We start from the raw sequence: 12,856 nt of genomic DNA on the forward strand, positions 1-12,856 counted from the left end.
ATGCGGACACCGGTCGACGAAGAGTTCCACGCCCTGGGCCGGCTGCTCGGGCCCACGGACCCCGGGCGACGTCACGCGGCGCTGATCCGGCTGGCCGAGCACGTGGCCTCATGCCCTCCGGCCGACGACGAGACGATGGACGTACTCGCCGGACTGCTGCCCACGACGCTCACCGGACCGCCGGAGGCCGACCTCCTTCTGGCCGGGCTGTACGAGCGGCTCGGCCACCGCCTGACCGGCCGCCCCCGGCCGCCGTGGCGCGCGGCGGCAGGGCGACTGCCCGCACGGGTACGGATCGCGTGGCTGCGCGCCGATGTACTGCACGACCCCGGACTGCTCCGCGACGAGGCCCCGGGAGAACTCCTCTACCAGGCCGTGCGCGGGGCGGGGATCGCCGCCACGCACCGGCCGGCGTGGCTCGTGGACGAACTGGCGGGCAGCGGCGACCCGGTGCTGCGGGCCGAGGCACTGCGGCTGGCCCGGGACGGACTGCACGCCGCGCTCCTGGCCCCGGCGCAGGTCCGGGAGACGCTGACCGCTCTGCTGGGAGCGTCCGGAGCCCCGGTCGTTGCGGGCGCGCTGGACGGACTCGCCGAACCGTGGGCGGCCACGGACCCCCTGCCGCCCGGCCTCTTCGTTCCCCTGCTCTTCCCCGGCCACGGTCCCGACCCGTCCGAGGGGCCGGCGTCCGTGGTGGCCGGGGCAGCCCTCGTGGCCGCCGCGCGCCACGGCCACCGGGACCTGCTGCGACGGGCCGTCGCGGACCCCCGCCTCGCCCCGGGCCTCCGGCGGCGCGCGATGGAACTGCTCGGCGAGGCGGCGGACCGCGACGACATCGACGGCCTGACGGCCGCCGCGGCCCGCGACCCGCTGCTGCTCGGCGCCCCGGCCGTGGCCTGCCTCCGCGGCCTCCACCGCCGCGGACACTTCCCGGACGGCCCCGCCGTCCGCACCGTCATCGAACTGGCCCTGGCCGATCACTCCATCCTTCCCCGCGACGTGGCGACGATCCTCTACACCTCCCGCACGGAGATGCTCCGGGTCCTGACGGACGCACCGGCCGGCGATCCGGGCTGGCCACGACGGCTCGACCTGCTCGTCGCCCTCGCCGGCCAGGGCGCCGGGGACCTTCCGATCGGGGAAGCCGTCGCCCGCGTCCTCCCCGCGGCCCCGGACCCGGCGCCCTTCCTCGACGCGATCCGGGCCCTGCGCCACACCGACGCGGAGGAAGCCGTGATCGCCCTGCTGCCCTCGGCGCCGGCCGTGGCCCTGGACACGCTGGAGGCCATCGGCGGGGAACCGACGGTACGGGCCCTGCACGACGGCCTGGGCCTCGCCGCCGACGGGACGGCGCCCCACCTGCGCCCCGTACGCGACCGGGCCCTCGAACTGCTGTGGCAGCTGAACCGCGATCCGGCGCGGCGCGGCGAGCTCCTCGCCCGGCTCGACCCCGTCGGTCTGCCGCCGCGCATCGCGGCGGACCTCGGCGGACCGGACGCGCGCGAACTGGCCCTGCTGAGCTCCCACCTGGACCCGGAAGCACCCGTGGCGGCGCTGTGCCGGCTGGCGGCCCACGGCGACGCCGGCACCCTCCCGGTCATCGCCGACCTGCTGCTGCGCATCGTGGCCGGGCAGGCCGCGGCGAGGACTCCGGACGCGGCGGTCTCCCGGACGGCGGAGCACGGGAAGCCGGCCGGTGAGCCGGTCGTGCCGCAGGAGGTCCTGGACGCGGTGAGCGCCCTGGGCCGCCGGCTCCACGGGCGCGGCGCGATCCGGCCCGTCTGCCTGCTCGGTGCCGCGGACGCGCGGGAGGCCGGAAACGCGCTGGTCGCGACCGTGGCGCTGGACCTGCTGGACCGCCCCGGACTCTCCGACGACGAGCAGGTGGTCCTGCTCGAAGTGCTGCTCAGGGCGCCCTGGAAGGGAACCCGGGCGCGGGTGCACCGGCTGCTGCGCCACCGGGACCGGCACGTGCGCAAGCACGTCATCGCCGTGCTCGCCCACGACACCACGGGCGAGGACGCCCAGGCACTCTCGGCGACGCTGATCACCCTGACGCGGGCCCAGGACATCCAGACCGTCCGGCAGGCCCTCCTCGCCCTCGGCCATGCCCGGGCCCGGTGGGCGAGCGCCGCCATCGCCGCATGCCTCGACCATCCGAACATGAACATCCGGAAGACCGCGGCCGAGGCGCTGGTCCGGGCGGGCACACCGGTGGCGCTCCCGAAGCTTCTCGCCCGGCTCGGTCAGGACAGCAACCCCGGTCTGCGCGCCACCCTCGTCGCGGCCCTGCGCGCCATCCTCGGCGACGCCTACGCGGCCACCCTCATCGCCGCCGCCGAGCACAGCCGCGACGAGGCCGCCCGGCGCCTGCTGCTGGAGGGCCTCGACGGCGTCCTCGCCGCACGGTCGGTCCTCGCACTGGACGAGCAGGCGTCACCGGTGGCCCCTGCCCTCCTCGCTCTGGTGGCCGCCCGCCGGGTCGCACCGGCCTCCGGCACCGTGAAGGATCTGGTGCCGGCCATGGCCCGGCACCAGATCGCCGCACCGGCCGCCACGGGCCCGTCAGCGGCGTCCGGTGCCGCGGACCATGACATCGACGCCCTGGTCACCGGAGGCTGGGATCCCGAGGCCGCGCGGCGCCTCGCCGTGCGGGACGAGCCGCTCGGCCCCGCCCCGGCGAAACGGCTGCGGCCCATGGCGGGCAACTGGCTCGCGCTGGCGGGCTCCCTGCCCGAGCAGCGGGACAAGGCCCTCCGGAACAAGCTGCTGCGGTTCGGGCTGGGGCTCTGCCCCGAGCCCCGGAGCGCCGAGGAGCTCACGGCGTTCTCCCGGTCCGCCCCGCTCCTGCTGGACGCGCTGGCCGAGGCCCGTGACGTGGACCGGCACGATCTGATCGCCATACTCGAAGGCATCGCGCCCCTGCTGACGGCCACCGCGACGCCGGCCGCCGTCGCCGCGGTGCGAGCCCTGGCACCCGCACCGGCGACGCCGCACCGGTCCACGCTGACCCTGCTCCGCCGCCTCGGCGCGGTACCGGTCCGCGCCGATCTCGACCGGGCCCTCGCGGCCGCCCGGACCGGCGCCGACCCCTGGCGGGCCGAGACGGCCGTGCTCCGGGAGGCCTTCGCCGTACCGGAGCCCGACGACGCCGCACCCGTGCCCGCCGGGGCCCGGGCCTGGCGGTCCGCCCTGGCCGAAGCGGTCAGGGCACCGGACGCCCTGGCCGGGTTCCGCCGCACGGACGACGGCACGCTTTCCTCCCGGGACCGGCTGGCCGCGCTGATCGAGGCCCACCGCGGCGCCGCTCCCGGGGTCCGTCCCGCCCTCATCGACTGGATGACGTGGCTCCAGCCCGTCGACGCGCCGCCCTGGACCCTCGCGGAGAGCGCCCGCGTACCCGAGCCGCCACCGCGCCGGGTCCGCGTCGACGACCTGGACCAGCCGCGTTCGGCGGCCCTGCGCGAGCGGCTGCTCGCCATGCTGGGGTCGGCCGGGGCCGAGGGCAGGCAGACCGCCGCCGAAGCGCTGGCGCGGTGGCCCGAGCCGGAGGCCCGGCTCGCGGTCCTTCGCGCGTACCTCCGCGGCCGGGTCACCCTGCCCGCGGCAGCCGGACCCACTCGACTGCTCGGCGCCCTCGGCGAGACGGAGCTCCGGGACGACGGGATCCTGCGCGACCGGGTGGCACGGGCGGCCGCGGGGCTCGGCCCGTGGGAGCTCGAACGGCTGGTCCCGCTGCTGCTGGAGTGGTGGGAGGACGCACCGCCCGCCGTGGCCCGGGCCATCGGGGACGCGCTCCGCGCGTATCCCGCCGACGCGCTGGCCGAGGCSCTCGGCGACCGCCTCGACGCCGGGGCCTGGGGATACCTGGAGCTGCTCGCCGGACGCCCGCTCCTGCGTACCGCGGCTCTGACCCGGACCCGCGGCCGCCTGCGTACGGAAGGCCGCACCGAACTCGCCGACCGGCTGCGCCTCGTGGAAGGACGGCTGCGGGGTCCGGAGGCCGGGCAGCAGGACGCGGAGGCGCTGGCAGCGCTCCGCGACCGTGCCGCCGCCGGCCCCACCACGACGGCACACCGCCCGACCCGTCAGGAACTGCTGGACCTCGCCGGAACCGGCACCCCGGACCAGATCTGCCGCGCGCTCACCGAACTCGCAGCCGAGCACCCCGGCCCCGAACCGGACCGGGACCCGCAACTCCTGGACCTGCTCGGCGGGTTGCTCACGCACCCCAGGCCCAGGGTCCGGCTGCGCGCCCACCGGACCTCACGGACGATGCTCGGCCGGAGCGCCCATCTGCGCCACACCGCACTCCTGCTGGACGACCCCCGGCCCGACGTGGTCCGCATGGCGGTCCTGACGCTCTGCCGGGCGGGCTGGGAGCCGGCGCTCCCCGCGGTGACGGAACTGCTCGGGCACCCGCACGCCGTCGTGCGCGAGGCGGCGGCCGAGGGCCTCGTCGGGCTGGGCGGTGCGGCGGTCCCGGCGCTCCGCCACGCCACCGCCCGTGCCCGGCCCGACCGGCGCTCCCGGTACACGGAGGTACTTGACCGGATCGGGGCCGGCGGGGCCGGCGGACACTGAACTGATCCGCCGCCCCGCCCCGCCCCGGACCACTTCCTACAGGTACTTCTTGATCTCCCGCCGGGCCAGCGACCGCTGGTGCACCTCGTCCGGACCGTCGGCCAGCCGCAGCGTCCGCGCCGCCGCCCACAGTTCGGCCAGCGGGAAGTCCTGGCTGACCCCGCCCGCGCCGTGCAGCTGCACCGCCTGGTCGAGGATCGAGACGACCGCGCGCGGGGTGGCGATCTTGATGGACTGGATCTCCGTGTGCGCGCCGCGGTTGCCGACCGTGTCCATCAGCCAGGCCGTCTTCAGTACCAGCAGCCGCAACTGCTCCACCGTGACCCGGGCGTCGGCGATCCAGTTCTGCACGACGCCCTGCTGGGCGAGCGGCTTGCCGAAGGCCGTACGGGCCACCGCGCGCCGGCACATCAGCTCGATGGCGCGCTCGGCCATGCCGATCAGCCGCATGCAGTGGTGGATCCGGCCCGGACCCAGCCGCGCCTGGGCGATGGCGAAGCCGCCGCCCTCCTCACCGATCAGGTTCGCGGCGGGCACCCGCACGTTGTCGAAGACCACCTCGGCGTGACCGCCGTGGTAGTGGTCCTCGTAGCCGTACACCTTCATGGCCCGCTTCACCGTCAGGCCCGGGGTGTCGCGCGGGACCAGGATCTGCGACTGCTGGCGGCGGATGTCCTCACCGTCCGGGTCGGTCTTGCCCATCACGATGAAGATCGCGCAGTCCGGGTTCATCGCCCCGGAGATGTACCACTTGCGGCCGTTGATGACGTAGTCATCGCCATCGCGGGTGATGCGGGTCTCGATGTTGGTCGCGTCCGACGAGGCGACCTCCGGCTCCGTCATCGCGAACGCGGACCGGATCTCCCCGGCCAGCAGCGGCTCCAGCCACCGCTTCTTCTGCTCCTCGGTGCCGAACTGGGCGAGCACCTCCATGTTCCCGGTGTCCGGCGCCGCGCAGTTCAGCGCGGTCGGCGCCAACTGCGGGGAGCGGCCCAGGATCTCAGCCATCGGGGCGTACTGGAGATTGGTGAGCCCACCGCCGTACTCGGCGTCCGGCAGGAAGAGGTTCCACAGCCCCTGCTTACGGGCCTCGGCCTTGAGGTCCTCCACCACCTGAGGGGTGTCCCACGGCGACGCCAGCAGTGCGCGCTGCTCCTCCGCGGTCTGCTCGGCCGGGTAGACGTGCTCGTCCATGAAGGTGAGCAGCTTGGCGCGCAGCTCCTCGGTACGGGCGTCGAATGCGAAGTCCATGGGGTGGGTCAGCCTTCCTGGAGGGTGGTGAGGCCGTGCTCGATGAAGACGGGGACGAGGTCGCCGATGCGGTCGAAGCCGCCGCCGACCGTCTGGCCCAGGGTGTAGCGGTAGTGGATGCCCTCCAGGATCACGGCGAGCTTGAACCAGGCGAACGCCGTGTACCAGGAGATGCCGGAGGTGTCCCGGCCGGAGCGTTCGGCGTAGCGCTCGATCAGCTCGGCGGGGGAGGGGTGGCCGGCCGCCCCGCTGGTGGTGGAGACCGGGGAGTCGGGGAGATCCAGATCGGAGCTGTACATGACCAGCAGGCCGAGGTCGGTCAGCGGGTCGCCGAGCGTCGACATCTCCCAGTCCAGGACGGCCTTGATCTCGTCGTCGGCCCCGATCAGTACGTTGTCCAGGCGGAAGTCGCCGTGGACGACCGTGGGGGCGGGCGACTCGGGCAGTTGCCGGCCGAGCGCCGCGTGCAGCTCGTCGATGCCGGGGAGTTCGCGGTTGCGGGAGGCGTCCAGCTGCTTGCCCCAGCGGCGCAGCTGCCGGTCCAGGAACCCCTCGGGGCGCCCGAAGTCGCCGAGGCCGACGGCCTGCGGGTCGACGGCGTGCAGCTCCACGAGCGTGTCGACCAGACCCAGCACCGCCTTGCGGGTGCGCTCGGGGCCCAGCGGGGCGAGCTGCTCCGCGGTGCGGTACGGGGTGCCCTCGACGTACTCCATGACGTAGAACGGCGCGCCGATGACCGAGTCGTCCTCGCAGAGCAGTAGCGGTTCGGGGACCGGGACGGCCGTCGGGTGCAGCCCGCTGATCACGCGGTGCTCGCGCTTCATGTCGTGCGCGGTGGCCAGCACATGACCCAGCGGCGGCCGGCGGACGACCCATCGGCCGGTGCCGTCCGTCTCCGTGACGACATACGTCAGGTTGGAGCGGCCGCCCTCGATGAGCCGGGCTTCGAGCGGTCCGTTCACCAGCCCCGGCCGCTCGCGGTCGAGATGTCCGCGCAAGCGGTCGAGGTCGAGACCTGGCGGATGGACTGGGCTCATCGTGCGCACCTCCGGGTGAATGGATCGTCGGTGTTCATGATGCCGACCAGTCGGTATGTCGTCCAGTGAACTTCCGCAACGGAATGTGTGACTCCAGCCCGAATGGTGGGCGGACCCTGGCATTCAGTCGCATGGCTGAATAGAGTTCACGTATGAATACAGACTGGTTGATCGACGAAGTCCGGCTGACCCCGATCCTCATCGCCGACCCGCCGCTCCTCAACACCCAGGGCGTTCACCAGCCCTACACTCCGCGGCTCATCGTGGAGGTCGTCACCCGGGGCGGAGTAACCGGCATCGGGGAGACCTACGGCGACGGTAAGTACCTCGAACTGGCCGAACCCCTGGCCGCGGCACTGCCCGGACGCCCGGTCAGCGATGTGAACGGCCTCTTCGCCCTCGCCGACGAGGTGTGCGGAGATTCACGCGCGGCCGACGAGCGCGTCGACGCGGGCGGACTGCGCGGCGTCCAGACCGCCGACAAGCTGCGGCTCTCGGTGGTCTCCGGCTTCGAGGTCGCCTGTCTGGACGCCCTGGGCAAGACCCTCGGCCTGCCCGTGCACGCGCTGCTCGGCGGCAAGGTCCGCGACAGCGTCGAGTACAGCGCCTACCTCTTCTACCGCTGGGCCGGGCACCCGGACGGCGGCGAACGCGACGACTGGGGCGCGGCCGTCGACCCGGCCGGAGTCGTCGCCCAGGCCCGGCGCTTCGCCCGGGAGTACGGCTTCTCCTCCTTCAAGCTGAAGGGCGGCGTCTTCCCGCCCGACGAGGAGATCGCCGCGGTCCGCGCCCTGGCCGAGGCGTTCCCCGGGCAGCCGCTGCGTCTGGACCCCAACGGGGCCTGGTCCGTCGAGACCTCGCTGTACGTCGCCGAGCAGCTGAAGGACGTACTCGAATACCTGGAGGACCCGGCGAGCGGCACGGACCTGATGGCCGCCGTCGCGGCCGGCACCGACGTCCCGCTGGCCACGAACATGTGCGTCACCACGCTCGCCGAGGTCCCCGAGGCCTTCGCCCGCGACGCCGTCCAGGTCGTCCTCTCCGACCACCACTACTGGGGCGGACTGCACCGCACCCGTGAACTGGCCGGCATCTGCCGCGCCTTCGGTGTCGGCCTCTCCATGCACTCCAACACCCACCTCGGGATCAGCCTCGCCGCCATGACGCACGTCGCGGCCACCGTCCCCAACCTCGACTACGCCTGCGACAGCCACTACCCCTGGCAGACCGAGGACGTCATCACGACCCGCCATGTCTTCGCCGACGGCCGGCTGGCCGTCTCCGACGCCCCGGGCCTCGGCGTCGAACTCGACCGGGACCGCCTCGCCGCGCTGCACCGCCGCTGGCTCGACGACGACGGCACGATGCGCGAGCGCGACGACGCCGCCGCGATGCGCAAGGCCGAACCGGGGTGGTCGACGCCCGCGATTCCGCGCTGGTGACGGCGGGCTCCACGCCCGCCTGAGTTGCGGGCACCCCGGCGCGCCCCGAGGGTCGGATATATGAAGGCGATCAGCTACAGCAGGTACGGCGGGGCCGACGTCCTGGAGTACGGGGAGCGCCCCGACCCCAAGGTCGGCCCCGACAGCGTCCTGGTGAAGGTACGGGCGGCGGCGGTCAACCCGGTCGACCGCGTCGCCAGAGAGGGATACCTGGACGCCTCGCTGGACACGGTGTTCCCGGTGATCCCCGGCTGGGACGTGTCGGGGGTCGTCGTCCAGCCCGGCGTCGCCGTCGACGAGTTCGCCGTCGGCGACGAGGTCATCGGATACGTGCGGGAGGACTTCCTCAGCCGCGGCACCTTCGCCGAGTACGTGGCCGCGCCGGTGCGCACCCTGGCCCGCAAGCCGCTGAGCCTGAGCTTCGAGGAGGCGGCGGGCCTGCCGCTGGCCGGTCTCACCGCCTACCAGGTGCTGTACCGCTCGCTGCACATCGGCAGCGGCGACACCGTCCTCGTCCACGCGGCGGCCGGCGGCGTCGGTTCGCTGGCCGTGCAGATCGCCCGCCACACCGGATGCCGGGTCATCGGCACCGCGAGCGAACGCAACCACGACCATCTGCGGCAGCTCGGCGCGGAACCCGTGGAGTACGGGGACGGCCTCGCGGACCGGCTGCGGGCGCTGGCCCCGGACGGGATCGACGCCGCCTTCGACACCGTGGGCGGCGAGGCCCTGCGGGTGTCCGCCGAGACGCTCGCACCGGACGGGCGCCTGGCCTCCATCGTGGACAGCGAGGTCTTCTCGTACGGCGGCACGTACGCGTTCGTGCGGCCCGACGCGAAGGATCTGGCCCATCTGGCGGAGCTGGCCGAGCGGGGCATCGTCTCCGTCCATGTGGACCGGGTCTTCCCGCTGGCCGAGACCGCGGAGGCCCACCGGCTCAACGCGCAGGGCCGCACCCGCGGAAAGATCGTCGTCACCGTGGACTGGGAGAGCTGACCACCGGGCCCAGCCGCCCGGGACGGCACCCACGCGGCGAACCCCGCCGACCGGGACGGCAACGCCGCGGCGAACCCGCCGCCCGGGACGGTGCCCACGCCGCGAACCCCGCCGCTCAGAACAGCATCGCCGCGGCGAACACCGCCAGCGCGACGGTGCACGCCGCGGTCATCAGTGCCGCGCCGACCTCCAGCGGCTGCGGGCGCGAGGTGCCCATGCCCTGCACCCGCCGGTTCGCCACCCGCAGGAAACCCAGCCAGGCCAGCACGCTCAGCGACAGGGCGACGACCCCGGCCGGGGTGGCCCCGCCGTGCAGGGCCTGTTTCCCGGCCAGCAGCGCCACGACCGTGCAGGACAGCGTCGTACGCCGCCATGCGAGCCTGGTCCGCTCGGGCTGGAGCCCCGGATCGCGTTCCGCCGCGGTCACCGGCCCTCCCAGCCGAACAGGACCACCACCACCATCGCCACGGCCACCACGGCCACCGCCAGACTCAGCAGCGTCGGGAACCGCGACACCGGGAGGTCCTCCCCGCGCCGCATCGCCCGCTCGCACCGCACCCAGTGGTTGACGGCCCGCAGCGCGCACAGCACGCCCGCCGCCAGCAGCGCGAGCGCCAGACCGGCGCGGACGCCCCACGCCAGCTCGGGCAGGAACTGGTCGACCGCGAAACCGCCCCCGATCAGGGCGAGAGCCGTCCGGATCCAGGCGAGGAACGTCCGCTCGTTGGCGAGCGAGAAGCGGTAGTCAGGGGTGTCGCCCTCTTCGCGGATCCGCTGCGGTGCGCACCACAGTCGCAGACTCTGCACAAATTCGTTCACGTACGGACCTTATCTGCTGCTTTGGTGCCTCTCCTCGGTCGCTTCAGGACGATGCCCGGAACGCCTTGAGCCGCCGGTAGCTTTCCATGCCGTCCGGCACCCACGGCCCGTCGCCGAGCCGCTGCTCCAGCTCCTCGTCCGTGAGGAAGGCGTGCCAGGCGACCTCCTCCACCTGGGGCTCCACCGGCAGCACGCACCGTACCCGGTAGACGTACGACCACCAGCTGTGCCCGCCGCCCTCGTAGAGGAACTTGAACAGCGGCTCCGGGCGGGGCAGGCCCGTCACGCCCAGTTCCTCCTCGGCCTCCCGCAGCGCCGCCTCGTCGTAGGACTCACCGGCGCCCACGACCCCGCCCACGAACATGTCGTAGTGGGACGGGAAGACGAGCTTGGTGGCGGTCCTGCGGTGCACGAAGATCCTGCCCTCGGCGTCCCGGGCCTCGACGAAGACGCAGCGATGGGTCAGGCCCCGCGCGGTCGCCTCGCCGCGCGGGGCCCGGCCCACGACGACATCGTTCTCGTCGACGATGTCCAGGATCTCGTCAGAAGGGTTCATGCCCCTCATCCAACATCAGACCCTGACGGTGCTCACTGCCCCATGACGTACTTGACGGTCGGGCCCGTGGTCCAGCCGCCGTCCACGGCGAGTTCGGCGCCGGTGACGTACGAGGCGGCGTCCGAGAGCAGGAAGACGACGGCCTCCCCGATCTCGCCGGCCTCGCCGACCCGGCCCATCGGGGTGTTGGGGTAGTTGCCTTCGCCCTGCTGGATGCCGACGGAGGCCGTCATCGGCGTGTACACCATGCCGGGATGCACCGAGTTCACCCGGATCCCCGCCGTGCCCAGCTCCACCGCGCCGACCTTCGTCAGCCCGCGCACGCCCCACTTCGACGCGCCGTAGCTGGAGGTCAGGGCGAGGCCCATCAGCCCGGCCGCCGAGGAGATGTTGACGATCGAACCGCCGCCGTTCTCCTTCATCACCGGGATCACCGTCTTCATGCCGATGAAGACGGCCGTCAGGTTGATGTCGATGACCTTGCGGAAGTGCTCGACCGACTCGGTCTCCAGCGGCTGACCGGTCGAGACCCCGGCGTTGTTGACCAGGCCGTCGATCCGTCCGAACTCGGCGAGCGTGAACGCGGCGACGCGCTGCCAGTCCTCCTCCGAGGTCACGTCGTGGTGGAGGAAGCGGGCCTTCGGCCCGAGTCCGGCCGCGGTGGCCTCGCCCTCCTCGTCCAGGACGTCGGTGATCACCACGTCGGCGCCGCCGGCCACGGCGAGGCGCGCGGCCTCGGCGCCGAGGCCGCGGGCGGCGCCGGTGATGATGACGGTGCGGCCGGCGAGGCTGTTCTTGTCGCTCATGACATGTCCTTCTTGTGGTGCGGCTTGTGGTGCGGGTGGTTCACGCGCCGTGCGGCGCGGGGGCGAGCAGAAACGCGGTGGTGGTGCCGACGAGGTCGGCGAGGAAGAGCTCCTGTCCGGTCAGTGGTTCCGTGCCGTCGAGCCCTTGGCGGGCCCGGTCGGCCAGCGCCGCGCCGATCAGGGTGAGGGCCAGGTCGAGGCGCTCCAGGCGTACGGGCTGCGGCAGCGCGCCCAGGCGGTCCGCGATCCGGCCGATCAGCCGTCCGTAGGCGGTGCCGTCCAGTGCGGGGTGCGGCCGGCCGGTCCGCAGTCCGGTCTCATGGCTGAGCTGTGCGGAGATCCGCAGACAGCGACGGCCCCGGTCGTCGGCGAGCAGGCTCGCCTCCGCCGTCACCAGCGCGGTGAGCAGCTCCCGTACGCCGCAGTCCCCGGGGAGCCGGTCGAGCAGCGGTGCGACGACCCGCTCGGTACGTTCCTGCCGGCCGGCCATGACCGCGTCGAGCAGCCCGGCACGCGAGCCGAAGTGGTACTGCACCGCCGAAGGGTTGCTCTGGCCCGCCAGGGCGACGATGTCGCGCAACTGGGCGCCGTCCGTGCCCTGCGCGGCGAAGATCTCCTCGGCCGCGCGGATCAGCTTGTCCCTGGTCTGTTGTCCCGACTGTCCCGTCGTTCTCGCCATGAATCCAATGTAATGCTGGCCATTATTAATTGCCAGGCCGGTCCGGGCGACTGTGAGGAACCGGACATCACCGGGGCTGATCGGAACCGGCCCCGCCCGGAGCTGGGACAGCCCAGGAGTGGCCCCGTCCGTAACCGGCACAGTCCGGGAGGGAGCAGGCTCGCCCGGAACCGAGCCCGCCCGGAACCGGCCCCGCCCGCGCCCTCAGTGCGGCTGAAGGCTCTGCGTACGGCGTCCGCCCACCGGGCCCTCCGGCATGGCCGGGTGCAGCCCCAGCAGCACGATCCCGCCCACGATCGCCGCGAGTCCCGCCGCCTGCCAGGCCAGCGCGCCCGTGTCGGTACGCACCTGGTCGCCCAGGAAGCCGATTCCGCAGGCGATCCCGGCCAGCGGCTGGGCCGCGGTCAGTGCCGGGAGGGACATCCGCAGCGGGCCCGTCTCGAACGCGCTCTGTACGAGGATCAGCCCCGTCACCCCCAGGACCAGCACGGCGTACGGCTGCCAGCCGGTGACGAGCGCCGCCCAGCCGCCGTCCGAGAGGCGCTGCCCGCTGACCCGGGTCAGGGCGTCCTGGAGTCCGTACAGCAGTCCCGCCGCCACCGCGAGCAGCGCGGGCGACACCCCCGACCGCGCGCGCTTGGCGAACGCGGTCAGCAGCAGGGCCAGGCCCACCACCACGCCGATCA

The 12,856-nt window shown here is 73.7% G+C and carries 11 protein-coding genes; 3 read left to right on the forward strand and 8 right to left on the reverse strand.

Features of this window, described 5'->3' with window-relative positions; translation table 11 throughout:
- Nucleotides 1-4,584, forward strand: coding sequence for a HEAT repeat domain-containing protein (locus EAO72_RS05815; protein WP_148016107.1), 4,584 nt, complete (start codon nt 1-3; stop codon nt 4,582-4,584).
- A gap of 36 nt (nt 4,585-4,620) precedes the next feature.
- Here the strand turns inward: EAO72_RS05815 and EAO72_RS05820 are convergent, their stop codons facing one another.
- Together EAO72_RS05820 and EAO72_RS05825 are read right to left on the reverse strand one after the other, a co-directional pair.
- Complete coding sequence (locus EAO72_RS05820) at nt 4,621-5,835, reverse strand: acyl-CoA dehydrogenase family protein (RefSeq protein ID WP_148016108.1); 1,215 nt, start codon at nt 5,833-5,835, stop codon at nt 4,621-4,623.
- A gap of 8 nt (nt 5,836-5,843) precedes the next feature.
- Nucleotides 5,844-6,872: a phosphotransferase family protein gene (locus EAO72_RS05825; protein ID WP_148016109.1), complete on the reverse strand. Its 1,029-nt coding sequence runs from the start codon at nt 6,870-6,872 to the stop codon at nt 5,844-5,846.
- A gap of 152 nt (nt 6,873-7,024) precedes the next feature.
- On the opposite strand from EAO72_RS05825, the gene EAO72_RS05830 reads away from it, so the two are divergent.
- Together EAO72_RS05830 and EAO72_RS05835 are read left to right on the forward strand one after the other, a co-directional pair.
- The gene (locus EAO72_RS05830) at nt 7,025-8,314 is read left to right on the forward strand and encodes a glucarate dehydratase family protein (protein ID WP_148016110.1); all 1,290 of its coding nucleotides are present in this window, start codon (nt 7,025-7,027) and stop codon (nt 8,312-8,314) included.
- Nucleotides 8,315-8,374: 60 nt separating this feature from the next.
- Complete coding sequence (locus EAO72_RS05835) at nt 8,375-9,310, forward strand: NADP-dependent oxidoreductase (RefSeq protein WP_148016111.1); 936 nt, start codon at nt 8,375-8,377, stop codon at nt 9,308-9,310.
- A 115-nt stretch (nt 9,311-9,425) separates the two neighbouring features.
- Here the strand turns inward: EAO72_RS05835 and EAO72_RS05840 are convergent, their stop codons facing one another.
- The 6 genes from EAO72_RS05840 to EAO72_RS05865 form a co-directional block, all read right to left on the reverse strand.
- Nucleotides 9,426-9,737 carry a DUF202 domain-containing protein gene (locus EAO72_RS05840; protein ID WP_148016112.1) on the reverse strand — a complete coding sequence of 104 codons (312 nt, stop codon included), beginning with the start codon at nt 9,735-9,737 and terminating at the stop codon, nt 9,426-9,428.
- Nucleotides 9,734-10,129 (reverse strand): YidH family protein, encoded by a 396-nt coding sequence (locus EAO72_RS05845; protein WP_148016113.1) that lies wholly within the window; start codon nt 10,127-10,129, stop codon nt 9,734-9,736. The genes EAO72_RS05840 and EAO72_RS05845 overlap by 4 nt, the downstream gene beginning before the upstream one ends.
- 43 nt (nt 10,130-10,172) lie before the next feature.
- Entirely contained in the window at nt 10,173-10,685 is a 513-nt protein-coding gene (locus EAO72_RS05850; RefSeq protein WP_148016114.1) for an NUDIX domain-containing protein, read from the reverse strand.
- A gap of 32 nt (nt 10,686-10,717) precedes the next feature.
- Nucleotides 10,718-11,491: a glucose 1-dehydrogenase gene (locus tag EAO72_RS05855; protein ID WP_148016115.1), complete on the reverse strand. Its 774-nt coding sequence runs from the start codon at nt 11,489-11,491 to the stop codon at nt 10,718-10,720.
- A 40-nt stretch (nt 11,492-11,531) separates the two neighbouring features.
- Nucleotides 11,532-12,170, reverse strand: a complete 639-nt coding sequence (locus EAO72_RS05860) for a TetR/AcrR family transcriptional regulator (RefSeq protein ID WP_148016116.1) — start codon at nt 12,168-12,170, stop codon at nt 11,532-11,534.
- A 204-nt stretch (nt 12,171-12,374) separates the two neighbouring features.
- Nucleotides 12,375-12,856, reverse strand: a 482-nt coding sequence (locus EAO72_RS05865; protein WP_187284939.1) for a DMT family transporter, incomplete at its 5' end; no start/stop codon positions are given.

Origin of the sequence: Streptomyces sp. OR43 (assembly GCF_008042275.1) — a bacterium.
In the GTDB taxonomy this organism is placed as follows: domain Bacteria; phylum Actinomycetota; class Actinomycetes; order Streptomycetales; family Streptomycetaceae; genus Streptomyces.